Source organism: Duganella sp., from assembly GCF_039595735.1.
GTDB lineage: Bacteria > Pseudomonadota > Gammaproteobacteria > Burkholderiales > Burkholderiaceae_D > Rugamonas.
This window is the reverse complement of record NZ_JBCNLB010000018.1, coordinates 22,075-44,513: the sequence shown is the minus strand read 5'-3', so window position 1 is coordinate 44,513 and position 22,439 is coordinate 22,075. Positions and strand designations below refer to the sequence as shown.

Genomic DNA, 22,439 nt, shown 5'->3' with positions numbered 1-22,439 from the left:
TACAGGTTTCACGCCGACTCCCTATTGGTTCTTCATCAGGGTCTGGACCGAGGTCTTGCCGGACTCGGCCAGCGTGTTGACCACGTTCAGCTTGAACGACAACACTGCCATCTCGGTCTGCATCTGCATCACGGCGGCGGCCGCTTCGGTGGTATTGTGCAGGTCGCCAATCGACAACGCGCGCACCCCATCCAGGGTGGCCCTGGCCGACTGGTCTTCGGCAGCGATCATGCGCGACAGTTGCGACGGTCCGTGCGGGTGCCGCTGCGCCGCCGGACTGTGGCCCACTTCCTGCATCAGCGCGGCAAAGCGGTCAACCAGCCCTGGCTCGGGAGGCGGCGGCATGGCGGCGCCGGGCTGCACGGCCGCGCCAGCATCTGCGGCCGCCACAGGGGCCGGCGGGACCGGACTCACGGGAGGAATCGGTGCGACCATCACAGTCTCCTCAAGCGCGCAGATAATAGGTGTGGGCCATGGCGTCCATGGCGGCCGGCTGTTCCGGCGCGGCCGGCGGCGCGTCGCCGGTAGTTGCCGGGCCTTTGCCGTACAACATATTGACCAGCGCGACCGCGTCCTCGTCGTCGTTGCGGGTCAAGACTTCGTTGGCGCTGATGCGCCAGCCCTCGTCGCCCGAGGCATACAGGCACATCGCGTGCAAGGCGGTGCAGATGGGCAGGTTCTGCATTTCGTCGCTGCTGCCGTGCAGATTGCGCAGCACCTGGGTGGCCTCAAGATAGCGCTTGCGCTTGATCAGCAGCCAGACATCGAAAGTGTCGAGCTCGCGGAACTGCGGGCGCAGCACGCGCAGCGCAGCCAGCAGGGCATCGGCCTCGGCCAGTTTGCCGTGCTTGATGCCGGCCATCAAAACCTCGATCAGGCCGGTGACCACCGGCTTGTCGCACTTGCTGTAATCGTTCATGGTCGCTCCTGGCGTTGCTTGGGTCTGAGTACTGTACCGCCGCCGCCGTGGCGCCCGGCGGGACAAAACGAACCGGCGATGCGGCAAACGAACTTGCCCCGAAGCCGGTCGCAGGCGGCACGGGCGCTTCGGTGCAGGCATCCACACTTCGTTTGCCAGCGCGCTGTCGCCGCAAGCGCGGTAGACAATCTGTGCGAACAACTTCCCCCAAAAGCCACCGCCCATGTCAGACGAGAAAACCGAAGAACCCAGTGCCAAGAAGATGGAGGACGCCAAGCGCGACGGCAAATCGCCGAAGAGCACCGACATCACCGCTGCCGCTGTATTGCTGGGCAACGCGGCGCTGATGATCATGGCCGGGCCGATGCTGGCCGACGGCCTGCGCTCGCTGCTATCGTCGGTGTCTGACCTGGGCGCCATCAGCCGTCCGGACGCCGACCTGCTGCTGTACGCCCGGCGCATCGGCCTGCAAGGCTTGCTGCTGCTGGCGCCATTTCTGCTGGTGAGCGTGCTGGCAGCCGTGATCGGCACACTGATGCAAACCGGTTTCAACCTGTCGATGAAGCCGGTCGAGCCCAAGTTCGATGCTGTCAACCCCGGCGCCGGCCTGACCCGCATTTTCTCAGCCCGCTCCATGGTGGATCTGGCCAAGATGGCGATCAAGGCAGTGCTGATCTTCGCGGTGATGTGGAAAACCCTGACCCTGCTCACGCCGATGATTGTCGGCGCGGTCTACCAGCCGGCGCTGGACATCGTGCAACTGGCCTGGCAGGTGCTGACCCGTTTCCTGCTGGTCGGCGCCGTGCTGTTCCTGCTGATCGGCGTGCCCGACTATGCGGTGCAGCGCTGGCTGTTCATCCGCGACCAGCGCATGAGCAAGGACGAGGTCAAGCGCGAGCACAAGGAATCCGACGGCGACCCGCACCTGAAGGGCCAGCGCAAAGCCATCGCCAAGGAAATCGCCCACGGTCCGCCGCCGCCCGGCCGCGAGCAGCTGCGCCGCGCCCAGGCGGTGATCGTCAATCCGACCCACTACGCGGTGGCGCTGTGCTACGACCCGCACGGCTACGGCCTGCCGCAAGTGGTGGCCAAGGGGCTGGACGAGCAGGCGCTGGAAATCCGCCGCCTGGCGCAGGAACTGGCGATCCCGGTGATCGGCAATCCGCCGCTGGCGCGCGCGCTGTACACGGTGCCGCTCGGCGGCGCCATCCCTGAAACCTTGTTCGAGACCGTTGCCGTCATCCTGAAATGGGTGCGCGACATCGGTACGCCCGAGGCCGGCGCACTGCCGCCCTCTTCCTCTCACCTGGTGGACCCACTATGAATGTGTTGAAGAAAATGGACCTGGGCGGCGAAATCGCCATTGCCGCCGTGGTGGTGGCGGTCATCGCGCTGATGATCCTGCCGCTGCCGACGCTGGTGATCGACACCCTGCTGGCGGTGAATATCTCGCTCAGCGTGATCCTGCTGATGATGACCATGTACATCCCCAACGCGGTGTCGTTCTCGTCGTTTCCCTCGCTGCTGCTGTTCACCACCATGTTCCGGCTGTCGCTGAACATCGCCTCGACCAAGTCCATCCTGCTGCATGCCGACGCCGGCCACATCATCGAGAGCTTCGGCCAGCTGGTGGTGGGCGGCAACCTGGTGGTCGGGCTGGTGGTGTTCCTGATTATTGCCACGGTGCAGTTCATCGTGATCGCCAAGGGCTCGGAGCGGGTGGCCGAGGTCGGCGCACGCTTCACGCTGGACGCCATGCCGGGCAAGCAGATGAGCATTGATGCCGACCTGCGCGCCGGCAACCTGAGCGCGGACGCCGCCCGCCGCAAGCGTGCCTTGCTGGCCACCGAGAGCCAGCTGCACGGCGGCATGGATGGCGCCATGAAGTTCGTCAAGGGCGACGCCATCGCCGGCCTGATCATCACCCTGGTCAACATCCTGGCCGGGGTAGTGGTCGGCGTCAGCTACCACGGCATGACCGCTGGCGAGGCGGCCAACCGCTTCGCGGTGCTGTCGATCGGTGACGCCATGGTGTCGCAGATTCCATCGCTGCTGATCTCGGTCGCTGCCGGCATCATGATTACCCGGGTGGCCGATGAACACCGCGAGGGCGAGCAGTCGCTGGGCGCCGAGATTGCCCGCCAGCTGAGCGGCAACGCGCGTGCGCTGTTCACCGCCAGCGCCCTGCTGAGCGCCTTCGCCTTCGTGCCCGGTTTTCCATCGACCATGTTCCTGCTGCTGGCGGCGCTGATCTGCGCGGCCGGCGTGGTGCTGCGCAAACAGGAAAAGGCAGTGGCGCCGGACGGTGTGGAACTGCCTGCGCTCAAGCGTTTGGCCGGTTTGGAGGACAAGCAGGGCGTGCCCACCATCAGCGCCAGCGCGCCGGCGTTCTCGCCGCAGATCGCGCTGCGGTTGTCGTTGCCGCTGGCTGCGCTGCTGGATGCGGCGCGGCTGGATGCGGCCTTCGAGGCGGCGCGCCAGGGTCTGGTCGAGGAACTGGGCCTGCCCTTTCCCGGCGCGGCGGTATGGACCAGCGCCGCGCTGGAGGGCCTGCGCTACGAGCTGGCGCTGCAGGATGTGCCGGTGGGCGGCCAGGAATTGCCGGCACCGTCCGCCGCCGGCGAACTGGAAGCCGCCATCGTCGCCGCCACCGTAGACACGCTGCGCGCCCACGCCCAGCTGTTTGTCGGCCTGCAGGAAACCCAGTGGCTGCTGGACCGGGTGGCCGCGGATTATCCGGGCCTGGTGGATGAAGTCAAGAAGGCGCTGCCGGTGCAGCGCATCGCGGACGTGCTGCGCCGCCTGCTTGAAGAACATATCCCGATCCGGAATATGCGCGCCATCCTGGAAAGCCTGGTGGCGTGGGGCCCGAAAGAAAAAGACATGCTGACGCTGAGTGAGTATGTGCGCGGCGATCTGGGCCGCTTCATCGCCCACCGCGCCACGGCCGGGGCGCGCCAGCTGCCAGCCATCCTGCTCGACAACTCGGTCGAACAACTGATACGCCAGGCCATCAAGACCACACCGGCCGGCAATTACCTGACCTTGCCGCCGGACCAGGTGCAAGCCATCATCACGCGGCTGGAACACATCGCCGGGCCGGCACCGGCACCATTGCTGGCCGTGGTGACCTCGATGGACATTCGTCGCTACGTGCGCCGCATGATAGAACAGCGGCTCGCGTGGCTGAACGTGTATTCGTACCAGGAGCTGGGCGGCAATGTCGAATTGCAGCCGCTCGGCAAGCTGGTGCTGTAAGCGCGGGCCGCAGCGGACATGGCCATCAAGCCACCCGATACCCAGCCCGTGCGGCTGCTGGGGCGCAGCATGGCGCCCGCCATCGGCAGCGGGCGCCAGCGCGCATTGCGGCTGCAGTTCCGCGCCAGCATGGAAACCGTGCAGCCCGCTGGCGACCACGGTGAGGTGCCCGGCAGCGGCGAAGACGTCACGGCCACGGCAGCGGTCGAGGACGCGGGCACGCTGCAGCAACGCCTGACGATGCGCATGGCGGCCGATCTGGCCGCACAGCTGCCCCCTGCTGTGGCGCCGGTCCTCCCGCCAGCGCCTGAGTGCAATGAACCGGCTCTATCGCCTCGCATTGCCCGCGCCTGCGCGCTTGATGAGCAGGAGGCGATGCGCACGGCCCGCCTGGCCAGCGTCATCGCCCAATTCTGCAACGCGCCATCCATCATGGACAGCGGCAACTGGGAACTCCAGATCGCCATCGACCCGGCCCTGCTGCCGGCCACCCGACTGTATCTGCATCTTTCGTCCTGTCGGCTATTGCTTCGGTTTGAGAGCGCGGACCACCAGGCCCGCAGCGTAATCTGGGACCACAGCAAGGAACTGCAGCAACGCCTGAGCGCCCTGCTGCCGGCCCGGATCGAAGTGGACATTGTTTGCTGGTGACGCCGGCGCCCCAAAACAGGAAATCGTCATGCCCCGAGAGAGCAACACCATTTACCCCTTGCATACGCGCCTGCCCGCGCTCGCGCCCGCGCTGGCGCGCCTCACGCGCCTGCTGTTCGACCGCCGCAGCGCACTGCTGGCCGAACACCTGGGCTGGACTGCGCTGCCAACGCCGCCCAGTCAGGCCGCGTCCGCACACCTGGCGCGGCTGAGGCTAAACAGCGAACACGGCGCGATCGACTGCCTGTTCGCGCTGCCGCCCTACCCGGCACTGGAGAGCGCGGCGCTGGCGCCATCGGCCCCATGGCGCGCGGCGCTGGCCGACATCCTGCTGCAGCCCTGGCTGCAACGCTGGCAGCAACTGGGCTTGCCCGCGCTGTCGGTGACGGCACTGACGCCGCTGGACGACCACGCGCGGCATACCCCGCCGCCGGGCCTCGGCCTGCCCGCGCTCCCGGTGGCGGCACCGCCGCCGCTGGACGACGATGCGCAGCATGCCACGCCGCCGTGCCTTGGCCTGCGCCCGCGGTCAGTGGCGGCGCTGTCGCCGCTGGGCCAAGAGGTGCAGCATGCCTTGCCGCCGGGCCTGGGCGTGCAGCTGCGCGCGGCCGGCGCGCCTTCGCCGGATGGCGCCATCCTGATCATCACCGGCATCGACTCCCCCCTGCTCGACGCGCTGGAAGCCGTACCGCGTCCGCAGCTCGACTTGCCGGCCTGGCTGGGGACGCTGCCGCTGGCCGGCGCCGCCGTGCTGGGCGCGCGCCGCTGCACGCCGGCCCTGCTGGCCTCGCTGCGCCGCGGCGACGTGCTGCTGGGATGGCGCGGCGGCGTCCGCGACAGCACCACGCTGTCCGGCATCACGCTGCGCTGGGGCGCGCCGCAAGGCCTGCACTACCGTGCCGCCGCAGCGATCGCCGGCAACACAATCACCCTGGATTCTTTCCCCACCCTCAGCCTGGAACCCGACACCATGGAACCCGACACCGCCCGTCATGACAACGCCACCGATGTGGCCGCACTGGAACTGCCCATCACCCTGGAAATTGCCACCATGGCGATGCCGCTGCAGCAACTGGGTGCTTTGCAGCCTGGCCAGGTGCTGGCGCTGCCGCTGGCGCTGGCCGATGCGCGCGTGCGCATGGTCGCCTGCGGCCAGGTGATCGGCCACGGCCAGCTCATCGTGGTCGGTGAACAACTGGGTTTTCAGCTGGACATGATGGTGCATGGCGATGACGCAGACGCCTGATTTCGCCTCCCTCATCCTGGCCATCTTCGCCCTGGCGCTGCTGCCGTTTGCCGCCATGGTGGTCACCTCCTATACCAAGATCGTGGTCGTGCTGGGGCTGCTGCGCAACGCCATCGGCGTGCAGCAGGTGCCGCCCAACACCGTCCTGAACGGCATCGCCATCATCGTCTCTTGCTATGTGATGGCGCCGGTCGGCATGGAGGCGATGAAGCAGGCACAGACGCATGGCAGCGCCGAGGGCGGCAACGCCGTGGTGCAATTGCTTGATAGCGCGCGTGACCCGTTCCGCCAGTTCCTGCTCAAGCATACCAATGAGCGCGAGAAAGCCTTCTTCCTGCGGTCCGCCGCCCAGGTGTGGCCGGCCGAGAAGGCGGCCCAACTCAAGCCCAACGACCTGGTGGTGCTGGCGCCGGCCTTCGCGCTGACCGAGCTGACCGCCGCCTTCAAGATCGGCTTCCTGCTGTACCTGGTGTTTGTGGTGATCGACCTGGTGGTGGCCAATATCCTGATGGCGCTGGGGCTGTCGCAAGTCACGCCCAGCAATGTCGCCATTCCCTTCAAACTGCTGCTGTTCGTGGTGATGGACGGCTGGTCCACCCTGATCCACGGCCTCGTGCTGACTTACCGGTGAGCTTATGGATTTTGACAATATCGGACGCATGACGTCCACCGCAATGATGCTGTGCCTGCTCGTATCGCTGCCGGCGGTGCTGGTGGCGGCGCTGGTCGGACTGCTGGTCTCGTTCCTGCAGGCCGTGACATCGCTGCAGGATTCCAGCATCTCGCACAGCATCAAGCTGGTGGCGGTGGCCGTGACCATCATGCTGGCCGCGCCCTGGGGCGCTTCGGCGGTGCTGCAATTTGCCCGCAGCGTGATGGCGTCGATCTTCGCATGAGGGTCGATGCCGGCGGGCCAAGCGCACTCCAACTGCTGCAGGCGCAAGCCGAGATCGAAGCCAGCAATCAACCCATACTCAGCGCGGCGGCGGCCGCGCAACGCAGTCTGGCCGGCCGTCGCGCCGGCCACGCGCATTGGTCGGCCGCCGCCGACGCGGCCCAGCAGCCCGATCTGGTCCTGACGCCCTTGCATCACGGACGCCTGGCTGGCCTGCAAGCCAGGCTGCGCATGCGCCAGAAACGCGGTGCCAGCAATGCCGAGGCCAACGACAACGCCAGCGAATTTGAAGAGCTGTTATTGATGCTGGAAACGCAGGCGCAGTCGCCATGGCGGCCGATGATCCGCGCCAGCGCCAGGAAACAGGATGGCGATCCGGGCCAGCAACCCGGGGAATCGCCGCGCGACCCGTGGCAACGCCAGCACACCAGCGCGCCGGCGCCGCAGGCGCCAACCGTCCTGGATGGCCTGGTGCGTGATTTTATCCAGCGCGGCGTGGCCGCCGCCGGCGCGCTGGAAGGCGCACTGGTCGACCTGCGTGCGTTGAAAAGCGATCCCGCGCACAGCCTGCCGCTGGTCACTGCGGTGATGCGCATCATGCGCGAATACCTGGCGCAGCCGACCACCACCGCGCCGGACAAGCTGGCCGCCGTCAAGCAGCGCCTAATCTCGCTGCTGCCGCCGCCATCGGCGCAAGCGGCGCCGGCGCTGCGCCAGCTGCATCTGCTGCTGCCGGTACTGCTGCTCAATGCCGCGCGTCCACGCACCTCGCGCCAGCGCGCGCTGGCCATCGCCAGACTCGACGTTCTGCTGAAGACCGCGCACCGCTAAGGCGGCGCCCCCCGCTGAAAGCCACCGTCGCTCTGAACTCCGGGGTCAGGTCCGTCATTTCTACACGAGCTCATGTTGAATTTCCGGACCTGACCCCGGATTTATTTCATGGTGTAGTTTGCTGGGCGGTGTCGACGGCGGCGGTGTAGCTGTTGATGCCGCTCGCCTGCGTCCTCCGCACGTTGAGCTGGTTTGGGTGGCGGTGGGCGCTGGTGTCGGCGTTGGCGGCGCCGCCCTTCCCGGCTCAGACTTTCATCCAGAGGTAGGAGCCATTGGCCACCTGTTCAAACATCTCGTCATCGACCTGGAAAATATTGTCGCGCCAGTAGCGCCCGTGTTCGGCGTAATGCGCTAGCAGCGAGGTCAACCAGTCTGCGCCGACTTCATTGCAAAACTCCACCCGCACAATCATGACGATGCCGCCCGTATCCGCGTCCATGCCCAGTTGCGCCTGATCCTGCGCGTACACCAGCAGATTGGCTTCCAGCAGCAGGCGGAACACCTTGAGCGTGCGGCCGCTGCTGACGATGCCGTAGTTAAAGTTGAGATACAGCGCATTGGGATCGGCCTCGACATGATCGATCAGGACATCGAACCCCTCAACCTCCAGCACGCGCTGCTCCAGCACGGCGGCAACGTCCGGAATCCCCATGCTGGCGCACAATTCCTTGACTACGGCGGTATAGCGTTCTGCACTCACGGTGGACCAATCAACGGTAGATGGCAAAAAACCGGCTTGCGCCGGTTATCGGGAGCAAGCGTGCACGCAACCGCGTACACGCCCGACTGCGCCACACCTTCCGGCGCGGCGGCATGGCCGGCATTACTGCGCCAGCGCTTTCACGCCCTTGCCCAACTCCTCGATCACCGAGTTCTTGGCCTGATTCAGGGCGATCTCGTTCTGGATACGTGCGATCTCGTCCTGCGCGGCCATGGTGGCGATCGACGATGCGCGGGCGGCGGCGATGGTGCTGGCGGCGTCGCCAAAGTTGGACAGGGTGCTGGTAACGTTCGATACGGTGCTTGGACCTGGCATGATAAAGTTCCTTTAAAAGATAAAAAACATACAGAAGTGACACCAACAAGCTTGTCTGCCGGGCGGGCGCGACGTGACCTCGCGCCGCCCGGCATGACGAGGAATTACTGCGCCAGCGCTTTTACGCCTTTGCCCAGTTCTTCGATAACCGAGTTCTTCGCCTGGTTCAGGGCGATCTCGTTCTGGATGCGTGCGATTTCGTCCTGCGCGGCCATGGTGGCAATCGACGAAGCGCGCGCTGCGGCGATGGTTTCGGCGGCGTCGCCGAAGTTGGACACGGTGCTGGTGACGTTCGATACGGTGCTTGGACCTGGCATGATAAAGTTCCTTTAAAAAGTGAAATATCCCAACATGGGTGGTACAACAGGGTGCGACACGGGTACAACGGGTACGACAATTCAAATGGGGGCTTGCTGCAAGCTCTGGCAAATCTGCACGGCGGCCTGCAAGCCTGCGTGCAGGGTCTGACTCTCCTTGCGCAGCGCCGGATCAGCGATGCCGGCCCAGCCTTCAAAGGCGGCGGCGCTTTGCTGCAAGGCCTGCACCACCGCCAGACCGCGCGGATCGTCAGGCTGGGCTTCGACCAGGGCCTGGAAACGGTCCAGGTCGGCAAGAATTTCATTCGTCAATGCGGGAAACATGGTGCGCTCCTCGGTCAGTGCGGGGTGGCCACGGCCACCGGGGCGGCGGCGGCCATTGGCGCGCCGGGGAAATGCTTGCTGCCGTCCAGCGACTGCACATAGCGCACGCCGTCCGTATCCAGTGCGGAATCGCTGTCGGCCACGCTCCAGCCAGGCCGCACCTCGGTGACCTGGGCGTCGAGCCGGGTCACGGCAGGACCGAGATCGGCCGCCAGTTGCGCCAGGCGGCGCCGCACCACAGCGCTGTCACGGGTAGTGCCGCTGACAACAAAAATGCCCTTGCCTTCGTAATGTGGGGTAAGTGTGGGTTCGCGCAGCGATTCGGTGATGCTGGCCAACACCTCGTTGACGATGGCCAGATGCGCCACCGAGCGCTCCGGTGCGACTTCGTGCAGCAGCGAGCGCACCGCGCCTGCCTCGGCGCCGTCGCGGACCACGCCCTGCACCACGATCAGGCCATCTTGCTGATGGACTTGCAGCGCCCCCTGGCCGATGCCGGCCAGCAGCGCTGGCAAGCGGCGGCGCAGTCCGTCCAGCGGCGTGCCGGGATCGGCATGCGGCGGCTGCATTGCCAGCAAGGCGCTGCTCAGCAAGGCTGCCGGCACGGCCAGCGCGCTCAGCGCCAGCCAGCGCCGCTTGTGGCGCTCCGGCGTTGCGGCAGCCGCAACCGGCAGCGCTGGTTCAGCGGCGTCGCCGCCGACCGCGCCGATGCACAGCGCGATAGCGTCAAAATGAATGATTTGGTGTTCGGTGACTGCCACCGCGTCGGTGGCGCCGTCGGCCTGCCAGCAGATGCGGCCGTCTTCGGCAATGGTCAGGTTGACTGCAGCATGCTGCCAGTCGCTGATGTGGACGGCGGCCGCATCGTCACAGCCGATGCGCCAGCTGCCCGCCGTCAGCGGTAGCGTGGCGCCGCGATGGCGCCCGCTCAGAATACGGATTTCCTTGATCATGTAGCACTCCCTCATCGGTTTGAAGCATCCATTGCTTCAGTCCATGGGGAGTACTTTATCGTTCAGTTCATCGGCGACGCAGGCGCAAACCGAACTTGTATCGCGTATTCCGAACCCGCGTCAGCAGGCCGCGTGATTGACGGTGATGACGTGGATTGCCAGCCCGCCGAGGGAGGTTTCCTTGTACTTGGCCTGCATGTCGGCGCCGGTCTGGCGCATGGTTTCGATCACGTCATCCAGGCTGACGAAGTGGGTGCCGTCGCCCTTCAGAGCCAGCGAGCCGGCCGTGATGGCCTTGACCGCGCCCATGCCATTGCGTTCGATGCACGGAATCTGCACCAGGCCGCCGATCGGATCGCAGGTCATGCCCAGATGGTGCTCGATGCCGATTTCCGCCGCGTTCTCGATCTGGCCATTGCTGCCGCCCAGCGCCGCCACCAGGCCGGCAGCGGCCATGGCGCAGGCCACGCCGACTTCGCCCTGGCAGCCGATTTCCGCGCCGGAGATGGAGGCGTTACGCTTGCACAGCATGCCGATGGCCGCCGCCGTCAGCAGGAAGTTGCGCACGCCGGCCACCGGGTCGGCCGGTTTGCAGTCTTCCGCGTAGTAGCGCAGCACGGCCGGGATGATGCCGGCCGCGCCATTGGTTGGCGCGGTGACCACGCGGCCGCCGGCGGCATTCTCCTCGTTGACCGCCATCGCGTACAAACTCACCTGATGCATGGCATCGTGCGGCAAGCTGTTGACGGCGGCACTGCTGGCCTGCTTCCACAGGGCGGCGGCGCGGCGCTTGACGTTCAAGCCGCCGGGCAGCTGGCCGGCGGTATCGAGGCCGTGCGCTATGCAATCGCGCATGACGTGCCAGATCTTGTCAAGGCCGGCGTCCAGCACTTCTTCGCTGATGCGCGCGCACTCGTTCGCGCGCAGCATCTGCGGGATGGTCAGGCCGCTGCGCACGCCGTGCGCCAGCAGTTCGGCCATGGTGCCAAACGGGTAAGGCACGGCCACGCTGGCGGCAGCTGCCGCAGGCGCCTCGCCCTCCTCGCGGATAAAACCGCCGCCGACCGAGTAATACACTTTGCCGACGCTGCGGCCATCCTTGCGGGTCAGCGTGAAGCGCATGCCGTTCGGATGCTCGGGCAGCGATTCAGCCATGTGGAATACCAGATGGGTGCCGCGCTTGAACGGCACCGGATGGGCGCCAAGCAGCTTGAGGTGGCCGGCTGCTTCCGCTTCCGCCAGTTGCGCGTCCACGCTGGTGGGCACCACGTCCTGCGGCGTTTCGCCCATCAGGCCAAGCAGCACTGCCTTGTCGGTGGCATGGCCGACGCCGGTCAGGGCCAGCGAGCCATACAGCTCGGCCTTGACTTCGGCTACGTCATCCAGCGGCGCGTTGTCCAGCAAAAAGCGGCGTGCCGCCACCATCGGTCCCACGGTGTGGGAGCTGGAGGGTCCAATGCCGATCTTGAACAGATCGAATACGCTCATGTCCATCAGGCGGCCTTACCCAGGTTGACGTCGATATTGGCCAGCATGTCTTCCACCATTTCATCCACGCCGATGCGTGCTTTCCAGCCCCAGTCGGCGCTGGCGGTGGCATCGTCCAGGCTTTGCGGCCAGGTGTCGGCAATGGCCTGGCGGCTGTCCGGCTTGTAGGCGATTTTAAAGTCCGGCAGCTTGCGCGTGATGGCCGCGGCCAGCTGTTCCGGATTGAACGAGACGCCGGCCACGTTGTACGAGGAACGCACTTTGACCTGCTCCGCCGGCGCGTCCATCAACTCGATGGTGGCGCGGATGGCATCCGGCATATAGATCATCGGCAGCGTGGTGTGCGGGCCGAGGAAGCATTCATAACGCTCGCCGCGCAGCGCCGCGTGGAAGATGGCGATGGCGTAGTCGGTGGTGCCGCCGCCAGGAGGCGATTTGTAGCTGATGATGCCCGGATAGCGGATCGAGCGCACATCCACGCCATACTTCAGGAAGTAGTATTCGCACAGCCGCTCGCCGGCCAGCTTGCTGATGCCGTAGATGGTGGTAGGATCCATCACCGTTAGCTGGGGAGTATCGGTGGCCGGGGTGTTGGGGCCGAAGGCGGCGATCGACGATGGCCAGAACACCTTCAGCGGCTTGCCGACGGCGCCGCGTTCGCGCGCCACTTCCAGGATGTTCAGCAGGCCGTCCATGTTCAGCGTCCACGCCTTCAGCGGCGCCGCCTCGCCGGTGGCCGACAGCATGGCCGCCAGCTGGTACACCTGGGTGATGCCCTCCTCCGTGATCAGCGCGGACAAGGCCTGCTTATCCAGCACGTTCAGGGTGGTGTAGCGCGCGGCGTGGTACAGATTGGTGGGGCTGACATCGCTGGCGATGACGTTCTGCGCACCGTGCTGCCGCGCCAGCGCTTCCACCAGCTCGCTGCCGATCTGGCCATTGGCGCCGATGACGAGGATTTTTTGCTGTGTCATTTGATTGTGTCCCGACGGTGTTTTACTTGAGCAGGCCCAGCTCGTGACCGGCCTGTTCGAATGCTTTCAATACGGTGTCCAGCTGCTCGCGGGTATGGGCGGCGGACAATTGGACGCGCACGCGCGCCTGGCCCATCGGCACCACTGGGTAGAAGAAGCCGCTCAGCAGCACGCCCAGTTCATACATGCGGGCGGCGAATTTCTGCGCCACCGGCGCGTCAAACAGCATCACCGGCACCACCGGGTGCGTGCCCGGCTTGATGGTAAAGCCGATACGCTCGATCTCCTTGCGGAAGTATGCGGTGTTCTCGTGCAGGCGGTCGCGCAGCTCGGTCGACGACGACAGGCGCTCCAGCACCGCCAGCGAGGCGCCGGCAATCGACGGCGCCAGCGTGTTCGAGAACAGGTAAGGACGCGATTTCTGGCGCAGCATCTCGATCACTTCCTTGCGGCCGGAGGTGAAACCGCCCATGGCGCCGCCCAGCGCCTTGCCCAGCGTGCCGGTGATGATGTCGATCTTGCCGACCACATTGTGGTGCTCGTGCGTGCCGCGGCCGGTCTTGCCCATGAAGCCGGAGGCATGGCATTCATCGATCATCACCAGCGCGCCGTATTTGTCGGCCAGTTCGACGATCTTGTCCAGTTGCGCGATGGTGCCGTCCATCGAGAACACGCCATCGGTGACGATGATCTTGTGGCGCTTGCCGGCGGCGTCCTGCAGCTGCTTCTCCAGGTCGGCCATGTCGTTGTGGGCGTAGCGGAAGCGCGCCGCCTTGCACAGGCGGATACCGTCGATGATGGACGCGTGGTTCAGCGCATCCGAGATGATGGCGTCGTTTTCGTCGAACAGCGGCTCGAACACGCCGCCGTTGGCGTCGAAAGCGGCCGCGTACAGAATGGTGTCCTCGGTGCCGAGGAATCTGGAAATGGCCTGCTCCAGCTGCTTGTGCACGGTCTGGGTGCCGCAGATGAAGCGCACCGACGACAGGCCGTAGCCGTATTTTTCCGTGGCGTCGATCGAGGCCTGCGCCACCCACTCCTGGCCGGACAGGCCGAGGTAGTTGTTGGCACACATATTAATCAGCGTGCGACCATCATCGCTGATCACTTCCGAGCCCTGGCGCGAAGCCAGCACGCGCTCCGGCTTGTACAGGCCCTGCTCGCGCAGTTGATCCAGATTTTGCTGGAGGCCGCTGTAGAAGGTGTCTTTCTGATTGCTCATGATGGTCCTTGTATGTGATACGATTTCACTATCTTATGCGAAATTCGTTATGTCGAATTAAAATTCGATATATTGAATTTTATAGCGAGCCAGTGAACTCCGCAACCCAAACAATGAAAACACCAGTACCAAATAACGCGCCACCGGAAGTTGGTGCCGCCCTGCAGCGCCTGCGCCTGGCCCGTGGCCTGACCCTGGAAGACCTGTCGCGCATTGCCGGCGTTTCCAAATCCATGTTATCCCAGATCGAGCGCGAGAAAGCCAATCCGACCATCGCCATCACCTGGCGCCTGGCCAATGCCCTGGGGGTGCAGATTGGCGAATTGCTGGCGACCGCCGAGCGGGCACAGGAAACCATCCGGGTGATCGACGCCCACGAAACGCCGACCCTGCCCGGCCTGCACGCCGGCTATGTGCTGCGCATCCTTGGTCCGCTGGAGCTGGCCAGCCGCTATGAATGGTATGAACTGACGCTGTCGCCGGGCGGCGAACTGGCCTCGCAGGGCCACGACCCGGGCGCGCAGGAGCATCTGACGCTGCTGCACGGCTCGGTCGAGGTGGAAGTGGGCACGGACAAGAAGAAGGTCAAGCTGGGCAGCACGGCGCGCTACCCGGGGGACCAGCAGCACATCATCCGCAATGTTGGCAAGACCGAAGCCAAGGCGCTGCTGGTGGTGATCCACCGCTAAAAAACAAAAGGCCCCGCAGGGCCTCATGTATTGACCGAACCGCGCTCAGGCGGCTTGCTTGCGGCGGCGGGCAGCAACACCGAGCAGGCCCAGGCCGGCCAGCAGCATGCCGTAGGTGGCTGGCTCCGGCACTGCGGTGGTGATGCCGAAATCGTAGGAATACGCCACCGCCGACTTGGTCGTGCCAATGCCGGTCTGCACCGAAGTCAGGTACAGCGAATTGTCGAGGGCCAGGGTGTCAAAGCGGGATGGACCGTTGTACAGGATACCGTTGAGCGTCAATTCGTTGGTCACGCCCGAGTGCGCCACGCCGGTGGAATTCACCTGGGTGCTGTACGCGAAGTAACCCACCGCGCTGCTCTGAGCGAAGTTAGCGCCATCAAACGCGCCATACGACAGCGCTTCGCCACCAGCCAGTTCGATCTGGCTGCCGCTGGCCGACAGCGAATAAGTGACGGTCGGCCGGAAGCCGACCACGCCGGTCAGCGCATAGCCATTGCGCGCCACCGCCACCAGCGAGGCCGAAGCGTTATCGACAAAGGTGCGCTGGTTCTTTTCCGATGGCGAATTGCCAATGGCGGTGCGGTCGACATAGGTCGGGGTGCTCAGGGTGATCTTGTCGCCCACCACGGTGGCGGCGTTGTCGCCCCAGTAGTCGGCGTCGTAGAAGAAGCTGACATGGGTGCCGATCACTTCCACATAATTGGCAGCGTGCGCCGTGCCCGCCAGGCTGGCCGCGGCCAGCAGCGAGCCGCCCATCAGCTTGCGGCGACGGCGGCCAGCCAGCGCAAGCACGGCCACGCCACCCAGCAGCATGCCGTAAGTCGCCGGTTCCGGCACGGCAGAAACACCAAACTGGTAGCTGGCGGTGCTGAGACCGGCTTCCGAATAGCCGATACCGCGTTGCGAAGTGCTCAGGAACAGGTAGCTGTCCAGCCCCACTACCGAATACGTGCCGGCGCCGCTGATGGTGCCGGTGGTGTCGGTGCTGCCGGAACCAATGCCGTCCGCACTGCTGCTGCGGCTGAGGAACAGCGAGAACTGTCCCAGTTGCTCATTGGAGACAAAGGTCTTGCCGTTCCAGCTGCCGGTGCTGATGTTGCTGTTGTTGACTTGCGACGCAAACGCGCCAGCCACCGGTTGCGCATAAGTGGTGGTGACATCGTAGCGGATGCCGCCAGTCAACTGATAGCCCGTCTTGGCTACCGCAACCACTGCCGACGCGGTCTGGTTGGTATAGCGGTCGGTATCCTCCCCGATCTTGCCATAGCCCTCGGCGCGCTGATTGAAGTAGGACGGCGTGCTGAAGCTGATCTTGTCGCCCAGGACGCTGGCAGTGCCAAGGCCCCAGAAATCAGCATCATAAAAGAAGCTTGCGTGGGCGCCGTCGATTTGCACCATGTTTACCGCGTGCGCCGATTGCGCGCAGGCGGCGGCAACCACGGTGGCGATCATCAGCTTAGGAAAGGATTTCATAATTGACCCACTCATTCAAATTTGACATGTTTATATAGTTACTATTCTTATGAGTGTCGATTCTGGATTAAGATTATCGGCGAGTCAATTAGAATAAATGAATGATCTAAAATAAATACTTTCCGGCATATCATGTTGCGTTTTTACCAATTCGATTCGCGCTCCGGCGTGGACGTGATGCGGTGGATCGAGAGGTCGGCCCCCTGGAATTCCTCCTCCGGATCCAGACGCAAGCCTACGGTTTTCTTCAACAGACCGTAGACCAGAGTGCCGCCAGTGCCTGCGATTGCCACTCCCAGCAACGTACCGGCCAATTGTGAACCTAAAGCCACACCGCCGGCGCCACCCAGCGCTTTCAAACCGAAAATACCGGCCGCGATGCCGCCCCAGACGCCGCACAGGCCGTGCAGCGGCCATACGCCCAGCACATCGTCGATCTTCCATTTGTTCTGCGCCAGCGTGAACATCCAGACGAAGATGGCGCCGGCCATGCCGCCGGTGACCAGCGCGCCAAGCGGATGCATCAGGTCGGAACCGGCGCAGACCGCTACCAGGCCAGCCAAGGGGCCGTTATGCACGAAACCGGGGTCGTTCTTGCCGAGCGAAGTGGCAACCAGCGTGCCGCCGACCATGGCCATCAGCGAATTGACCGCTACCAGGCCGTTCATCTTGTCCAGCGCTTGCGCGCTCATGACGTTGAAGCCGAACCAGCCCACCATCAATATCCAGGCGCCCAGCGCCAGGAAGGGAATCGACGAAGGCGGATGGGCGGCGATGCCGCCGTTTTTCATGTAGCGGCCACGGCGTGCCCCCAGCAGCAGCACCGCCGGCAGCGCGATCCAGCCGCCGACCGCGTGCACCACCACCGAGCCGGCAAAGTCATGGAACTCGGCGCCAAAGCTCTGCAGCAGCCAGTCCTGCACGCCAAACCGGTGGTTCCAGGCGATGCCCTCGAACAGAGGATAGACCAGGCCGACCAGCAGCGCCGTGGCGGCCGTCTGCGGATGAAAGCGCGCGCGCTCGGCAATGCCGCCCGAAATAATCGCCGGGATGGCGGCGGCAAAGGTCAGCAGGAAGAAGAATTTGACCAGTTCAAAACCGTTTTTGGCGGCCAGCACGTCGGCCGATGAGAAGAAATTGACGCCGTAAGCAATGCTGTAGCCGACAAAGAAATAGACGATGGTCGATACGCAGAAGTCGACCAGGATCTTGACCAAGGCGTTGACCTGGTTCTTTTTACGCACGGTGCCCAATTCCAGGAAGGCAAAACCGGCATGCATCGCCAAAATCATGATGGCGCCGAGCAAGATAAACAGTGCGTCTGCACCGTCTTTGAATCCAGACATCAAAATTACTCCCCAAAATAAAGCACATAAAATAAAGACTGAACATGGGAAGCAATTTCTGTACCACTTTGGTGCAAAATCTTAAGTGGCTGATTTTAATGTGGTTTCATGTTGGTGCATCAAATGGCGGCAGCCGACGATGCACCAACATGAGGCGCTAAATTGGTGCGCCGGGCGGCACCGTTGGTGCAGCGCGCAACTTGACGCTGCGCGGATCAGTCAGATAGGTAGTGATGTAGTCGGCCGCCTGCTTGCGGCTGTCGGCGGTGACGCCCTTGCCGGGGTTCTTTTGCAGCCACTGGACCAGCTCACGTGCCGATTGCCGCACCTCGGCCGCCACCTGCGGGTGCAGCTGCCCGCCGTCCAGCAGCCGCAGCAGGCTGTCGGAGACCACCCAGTTGGCCGCCAGTTGCACCGCCTCGCCGCCGATCACGCTGGCCGGCACCGGGTCGCGCTTCCAGGTCTTTTGCAGCAGCTGCGTCAGCACTTCCTGCACGCCCGGCTGCTTGCTGTCGCGCGCATGCTGCCACGCCAGCCGGTTGAAGCGCTCGGCGTTCAGCAGAAATCCGGTGGTGTGGGCGGCGGCCGATTCGGCGATCGAGAAGGCGTCGAACACCGATTCCATGCGGGTGTCAAAGTATTCGCGGTTGCGGCCGTAGCCGGCTGCCGGCGGGGTCAGGATATCCAGCACATTGGCCGGCAGCGCCAGGTACTCGGCGCGCAGGCTGTCAGTCAGGCGGCTGATGGCCTGGCGCTGCACGTCCGGCGGCGTGAGCTTGATGCCGGCCCTGGCGGTGCCTGCCCTGACGTCGCCGGCGCTGGTGTAATCAAAGTCGCCGCCGCCGATCAGGCGCGCCACGGCCTCGCCCTGGTAGCGCTGCAGCAGGTAGACCGGCACCAGCCGCGCTTCCAGCTCGCCGATCTGGCGCGCATCGGGCAGCACATCGACCGAGAAGGTTTGCAGCGCGCGCTGGCGCACCGCGCCCAGCTGGTCCCAGGTCTTCAGCGTATCCGGGCCGAAGTCCCACAACAGGCCGTCCGGATGGCTGGCGCCGGGCACGCGGTCATCCTGGTCGCTGGAGTACAGCATGCCGGCGGCACGCGCATCGGCGCGCAGCCTGGCCAGCGCCGCTTCTTCTTGTGCGCCACTGCCAAAATCGCCGTAGATGTATTTGACGATGTAGTCGTCCCAGGGGCCGACGCCTACGCCGTATGCATTGGACAGATCAACCTCGCCTTGCGTAGTCAGCTTGAGGATGGGATGCGGATAATCCATCACCGAGCCATTGCCCATACGGCTGGCGGCAAAGTTGTGCGCGAAGCCCAGCGTGTGGCCCACTTCGTGCGCAGCCAGCTGGCGCAGCCGCGCCAGCGCCATTTGCTCGGCCAGTTTCTGCTTGTCGGCGGCGCTGCTTTTACCGTATGGCGCCAGCAGCGCTTCCGCGATCAGGATGTCCTGGCGCACGCGCTGCGATCCAAGCGTGACAGCGCCGCGCAGGATCTGGCCGGTGCGCGGATCGGTCAGCGCATTCCCGTACGACCAGCCGCGCGTGGCGCGGTGCACCCAGCTGATGACGTTGTAGCGGATGTCCTGCGCATCCACGCCTTCCGGCAGCAGCTCGACGCGGTAGGCATCCTTGAAGCCCGCTTTCTCAAAAGCGCTGGCCCACCACGAGGCGCCCTGAATCAGCGCCGAACGCACCGGTTCGGGCGCGCCACGGTCGACGTAGTAGACGATCGGCTTCTTCACCGTGCTGACGGCCGCCGACGGATCGGTCTTTTCCAGTTTGTGGCGCACCTGCCAGTGAACGTCGATGCTGCTGGCCAGTGGCGTGGCGAAGTCAAAGTAGCTGGCGTCGAAACCGCCGGAATACGGATGGTAAGCGCGCGGGCGCCACGCATCGGCGGCCGGCAGGCGCACCATGCTGATACGCTGACGCATCGACAGGCTGGCGGCATCGGCACCCACCTGCCTGACGAATTCCGCCTGACCCGGACCGGCAAAGGTCAGCAAGGCTTCCAGTTCCACGTTGTCCGGGAAGGCTTTGGCTTCCGCCGCCAGCACCGCGCTGCGCGCCGGGTCGATGGCGTACGCGCCCTGTTTGGCGCCGGCCAGCCGCGCGGCGATGCCGTGACGGTCGGTCAGCAGGAAGCTGGAGAAGTCGACCAGATGCCGCTCCTTGTCGCTGGCGATGATCTCGCCGGACCACAGCACGGAATTGGAGAAGGACTCGCGCACGGCGGCGCGTTCGTCACGGTCCGCCGAGTTGGCGACATAGTTGGTGTTCTCCTGCACCAGGAACAGTTTCGCGCCGTGCTTTTCAAAGTGCACCATGCGCATTTCACCCGACTGCGCGCGGTCCAGTCCCACATCGTTGGAACCCAGCGCGTAAGGCAAGGAGCTCACCAGCAGGAAGGGCTGCTCCAGCATGGCGACCGAAAGCAGCACCCTGCCCTTGTCGGTATCGCGCCAGACGTCGATAAAGCCCGGTTGCGATTGCAGGTTGCGCGTGACGTCGGCAATCGGCTTCACCGCCGGCGCGGCGTCGGCGGCCACAGCCACCGGCACGGCGCCGGACATCAGCAAGGCAAGCAGCAGCGATGCGGCAGTCGGCGCGCGCATCATTGCTGGCCCGCCGCCTTGGTGACGGCAGTGCCGCCATCCATTTGCAGGGCGCGGGTCAGGAAGCCCCAGCGGTCGGCCACTTCCTCGATCTGCTTGTTGGTCGGCTTGCCGGCGCCGTGGCCGGCCTTGCTGTCGATGCGGATCAGGATCGGCGCGCCGCCCGGTGCCTGGTCGGCCTGGGCGGTGGCGGCAAACTTGAAGCTGTGGGCCGGCACCACGCGGTCATCGTGATCGGCGGTGGTGATCATGGTGGCCGGGTAGCAGGTGCCCTTCTTCAGGTTGTGCAGCGGCGAGTATTTGACCAGCGCCTTGAATTCGTCCGCATTGTCGGACGAGCCATAGTCCGACGTCCACGCCCAGCCAATGGTGAATTTATGGAAGCGCAGCATGTCCATCACGCCCACTTGCGGAATCGCCGCCGCAAACAGGTCCGGGCGCTGCGTCATGGCGGCGCCGACCAGCAGGCCGCCGTTGCTGCCGCCGCCGATCGACAGCTTGGCCGGCGAGGTCACCTTGTGCGCCACCAGCCATTCGGCCGCGCCGATAAAGTCGTCAAACACGTTCTGCTTCTGCAGCTTGGTGCCGGCCGCGTGCCACGATTCGCCGTATTCGCCACCGCCACGCAGATTGGCCATGACGTACACGCCGCCCATCTCCAGCCACGCCAGGTTGGCCACCGAGAAGGTCGGCGTCAGCGAGACGTTGAAACCGCCATAGCCATACAGGTAGGTCGGATTGCTGCCATCCAGCTTCAGCCCTTTTTTCGAGACGATGAACATCGGCACCTTGGTGCCGTCGCGCGAGGTGAAGAATTCCTGGCGGGTTTCAAACGCATTCGGGTCGAAGTCCACTTTGGGCTGGCGATACACGCTGCTCTTGTTGGTCTTCAGATCGTAGCGGTAGATGGTGGTCGGGTTGGTGAAACCGGTGAAGGCGTAGAAGGTTTCAGTGTCCGCGCGCTTGCCGCTGAAGCCGGCGGCGGTGCCGAGGCCAGGCAGTTCGATATCGTGCAGCGCCTTGCCTTTCAGGTCGTAGACCTTGACCAGGCTGTGCGCGTCGCTCAGATAGTCGACGATCAGCTGGTTGTTGATCAGCGCGGCGGAGATCATGGTGTTGCTGCTTTCGGGGACGATCTGCTTCCAGTTCAGCACACCCGGCTTGCGCGTATCGATGCTGACGATGCGGCCGCGCGGCGCATTGCGCTCGGTGCGGAACAGGAATACCGGGCCGTCGTTGCCAATGAAGTCATAAGCGGCATCAAAGTCTTCCAGCAGGCCGACCACCTTGGCGTCCTTCTTGCCCAAGTCCTTGTAGAACACGCGGTTCTTGTTCTCGGTGCCTTGCGAGGCATTGATGATCAGGAAGCGGCCGTCCTGCGTCACCTCGGCGCTGAAGCCCCAGTCCTTGTGGTCAGGACGGTCGTACACCAGCACGTCCGCGCTTTGCGGCGTGCCCAGCTTGTGGAAGTACAGCTTCTGGAAGTAGTTCACGTCGGCCAGCTTGGTGGCTTCCTTCGGTTCGTCGTAGCGGCTGTAGAAGAAGCCGGAACCGTCCTGCAGCCAGGCGGTGCGCGAGAATTTGACCCACTTGATGTGGTCTTCCACGTCCTTGCCGCTGTCGATGTCGCGCACCTTGATCTCGTTCCAGTCCGAGCCCGAGGCGGCGGTGCTGTAGGCCAGATACTTGCCGTTCGGGCTGACCGCCAGGCCGGCCAGCGCCACCGTGCCGTCGGCGGCCAGCGTGTTCGGATCGAGCAGCAGGCGCGGGACATCGGCCAGCGTCTTCATGGTGTACAGCACCGATTGATTTTGCAGGCCATCGTTGCGGCTATAGAAATAGCGGCCGCCTTCCTTGAACGGCACGCTGAAGCGCTCAAAGTTCCACAGCCTGGTCAGGCGCGCCTTGATCGCTTCGCGGCTGGGGATCTGCGCCAGATAGCTTTGGGTCAGCTGGTTCTGCGCCGTGACCCAGTCCTTGGTCTCGGCGCTGTTGGCGTCTTCCAGCCAGCGGTAAGGATCGGCGATGACAGTGCCGTGGTAGTTGTCCTGCTGGTCGACGGTGCGGGTGACAGGGTAAGTCAGATTGACACCGGGGGCCGGGCAGCTTTGGGCCATGGCCGAAGCCTGGGCGATCATCAGGGAGGCTAACAGTGCGCGTCGTTGCATGTGTGATCCGTATCCATGTAGGG

22 protein-coding genes are annotated in these 22,439 nt (G+C 64.6%); 8 read left to right on the top strand and 14 right to left on the bottom strand.

All coding sequences use genetic code 11. The features are described 5' to 3' along the window. Positions 1-21: 21 nt before the first annotated feature. Together ABDW57_RS23235 and ABDW57_RS23230 are read right to left on the bottom strand one after the other, a co-directional pair. Positions 22-435, bottom strand: a complete 414-nt coding sequence (locus tag ABDW57_RS23235; RefSeq protein ID WP_343732523.1) for a hypothetical protein — start codon at positions 433-435, stop codon at positions 22-24. Positions 436-445: 10 nt separating this feature from the next. Beyond that, positions 446-919, bottom strand: coding sequence for an HrpB1 family type III secretion system apparatus protein (locus ABDW57_RS23230; RefSeq protein WP_343732522.1), 474 nt, complete (start codon positions 917-919; stop codon positions 446-448). A 223-nt stretch (positions 920-1,142) separates the two neighbouring features. Between ABDW57_RS23230 and sctU the strand changes: the two genes are divergently transcribed. The 7 genes from sctU to ABDW57_RS23195 are packed head-to-tail and all read left to right on the top strand — an operon-like array spanning position 1,143 to position 7,800. After that, the gene (gene sctU, locus ABDW57_RS23225; RefSeq protein WP_343732521.1) at positions 1,143-2,243 is read left to right on the top strand and encodes a type III secretion system export apparatus subunit SctU; all 1,101 of its coding nucleotides are present in this window, start codon (positions 1,143-1,145) and stop codon (positions 2,241-2,243) included. Further along, positions 2,240-4,177 carry an FHIPEP family type III secretion protein gene (locus ABDW57_RS23220; RefSeq protein ID WP_343732520.1) on the top strand — a complete coding sequence of 646 codons (1,938 nt, stop codon included), beginning with the start codon at positions 2,240-2,242 and terminating at the stop codon, positions 4,175-4,177. Before sctU ends, ABDW57_RS23220 begins: the two co-directional genes overlap by 4 nt. Positions 4,178-4,195: 18 nt before the next feature. Next, on the top strand, positions 4,196-4,828 hold the full coding sequence (sctP, locus tag ABDW57_RS23215) for a type III secretion system protein SctP (protein WP_343732519.1): 633 nt from the start codon (positions 4,196-4,198) through the stop codon (positions 4,826-4,828). Positions 4,829-4,856: 28 nt separating this feature from the next. After that, positions 4,857-6,074: a type III secretion system cytoplasmic ring protein SctQ gene (gene sctQ / locus ABDW57_RS23210; protein WP_343732518.1), complete on the top strand. Its 1,218-nt coding sequence runs from the start codon at positions 4,857-4,859 to the stop codon at positions 6,072-6,074. After that, a complete protein-coding gene (sctR, locus tag ABDW57_RS23205; protein WP_343732517.1) occupies positions 6,058-6,705 on the top strand; it encodes a type III secretion system export apparatus subunit SctR in 648 nt (215 codons plus the stop codon). The genes sctQ and sctR overlap by 17 nt, the downstream gene beginning before the upstream one ends. 4 nt (positions 6,706-6,709) lie before the next feature. Beyond that, a complete protein-coding gene (gene sctS, locus ABDW57_RS23200) occupies positions 6,710-6,970 on the top strand; it encodes a type III secretion system export apparatus subunit SctS (RefSeq protein WP_343732516.1) in 261 nt (86 codons plus the stop codon). After that, positions 6,967-7,800, top strand: coding sequence for a hypothetical protein (locus ABDW57_RS23195; protein WP_343732515.1), 834 nt, complete (start codon positions 6,967-6,969; stop codon positions 7,798-7,800). The genes sctS and ABDW57_RS23195 overlap by 4 nt, the downstream gene beginning before the upstream one ends. Positions 7,801-8,044: 244 nt before the next feature. On the opposite strand, the gene ABDW57_RS23190 is transcribed toward ABDW57_RS23195, so the two are convergent. The 8 genes from ABDW57_RS23190 to kbl all read right to left on the bottom strand — a co-directional run bounded on the left by ABDW57_RS23190 (position 8,045) and on the right by kbl (position 14,114). Continuing rightward, positions 8,045-8,500 carry a CesT family type III secretion system chaperone gene (locus ABDW57_RS23190; protein WP_343732514.1) on the bottom strand — a complete coding sequence of 152 codons (456 nt, stop codon included), beginning with the start codon at positions 8,498-8,500 and terminating at the stop codon, positions 8,045-8,047. 123 nt (positions 8,501-8,623) lie between these two features. After that, complete coding sequence (locus ABDW57_RS23185) at positions 8,624-8,836, bottom strand: hypothetical protein (RefSeq protein WP_343732513.1); 213 nt, start codon at positions 8,834-8,836, stop codon at positions 8,624-8,626. Between the two features lie 104 nt (positions 8,837-8,940). Next, on the bottom strand, positions 8,941-9,153 hold the full coding sequence (locus tag ABDW57_RS23180; protein WP_343732512.1) for a hypothetical protein: 213 nt from the start codon (positions 9,151-9,153) through the stop codon (positions 8,941-8,943). A gap of 81 nt (positions 9,154-9,234) precedes the next feature. Continuing rightward, positions 9,235-9,477, bottom strand: coding sequence for a hypothetical protein (locus ABDW57_RS23175; RefSeq protein ID WP_343732511.1), 243 nt, complete (start codon positions 9,475-9,477; stop codon positions 9,235-9,237). 14 nt (positions 9,478-9,491) lie between these two features. Beyond that, positions 9,492-10,430, bottom strand: a complete 939-nt coding sequence (locus tag ABDW57_RS23170) for a hypothetical protein (protein WP_343732510.1) — start codon at positions 10,428-10,430, stop codon at positions 9,492-9,494. Positions 10,431-10,550: 120 nt separating this feature from the next. Next, positions 10,551-11,924, bottom strand: coding sequence for an L-serine ammonia-lyase (locus ABDW57_RS23165; protein WP_343732509.1), 1,374 nt, complete (start codon positions 11,922-11,924; stop codon positions 10,551-10,553). Beyond that, positions 11,924-12,892, bottom strand: coding sequence for an NAD-dependent epimerase/dehydratase family protein (locus tag ABDW57_RS23160; protein WP_343732508.1), 969 nt, complete (start codon positions 12,890-12,892; stop codon positions 11,924-11,926). The genes ABDW57_RS23165 and ABDW57_RS23160 overlap by 1 nt, the downstream gene beginning before the upstream one ends. A 22-nt stretch (positions 12,893-12,914) precedes the next feature. Beyond that, the gene (kbl, locus tag ABDW57_RS23155; protein ID WP_343732507.1) at positions 12,915-14,114 is read right to left on the bottom strand and encodes a glycine C-acetyltransferase; all 1,200 of its coding nucleotides are present in this window, start codon (positions 14,112-14,114) and stop codon (positions 12,915-12,917) included. 113 nt (positions 14,115-14,227) lie between these two features. Between kbl and ABDW57_RS23150 the strand changes: the two genes are divergently transcribed. Beyond that, the gene (locus tag ABDW57_RS23150) at positions 14,228-14,803 is read left to right on the top strand and encodes an XRE family transcriptional regulator (protein ID WP_343732506.1); all 576 of its coding nucleotides are present in this window, start codon (positions 14,228-14,230) and stop codon (positions 14,801-14,803) included. 45 nt (positions 14,804-14,848) lie between these two features. Here the strand turns inward: ABDW57_RS23150 and ABDW57_RS23145 are convergent, their stop codons facing one another. The 4 genes from ABDW57_RS23145 to ABDW57_RS23130 form a co-directional block, all read right to left on the bottom strand. After that, positions 14,849-16,279: a PEP-CTERM sorting domain-containing protein gene (locus ABDW57_RS23145; protein ID WP_343732505.1), complete on the bottom strand. Its 1,431-nt coding sequence runs from the start codon at positions 16,277-16,279 to the stop codon at positions 14,849-14,851. A 143-nt stretch (positions 16,280-16,422) separates the two neighbouring features. Then, positions 16,423-17,625, bottom strand: a complete 1,203-nt coding sequence (locus ABDW57_RS23140; RefSeq protein WP_343732504.1) for an ammonium transporter — start codon at positions 17,623-17,625, stop codon at positions 16,423-16,425. A 157-nt stretch (positions 17,626-17,782) separates the two neighbouring features. Beyond that, entirely contained in the window at positions 17,783-20,251 is a 2,469-nt protein-coding gene (locus tag ABDW57_RS23135; RefSeq protein WP_343732503.1) for a zinc-dependent metalloprotease, read from the bottom strand. Beyond that, positions 20,248-22,416: a prolyl oligopeptidase family serine peptidase gene (locus ABDW57_RS23130; RefSeq protein ID WP_343732502.1), complete on the bottom strand. Its 2,169-nt coding sequence runs from the start codon at positions 22,414-22,416 to the stop codon at positions 20,248-20,250. The genes ABDW57_RS23135 and ABDW57_RS23130 overlap by 4 nt, the downstream gene beginning before the upstream one ends. Between the last annotated feature and the right edge of the window lie 23 nt (positions 22,417-22,439).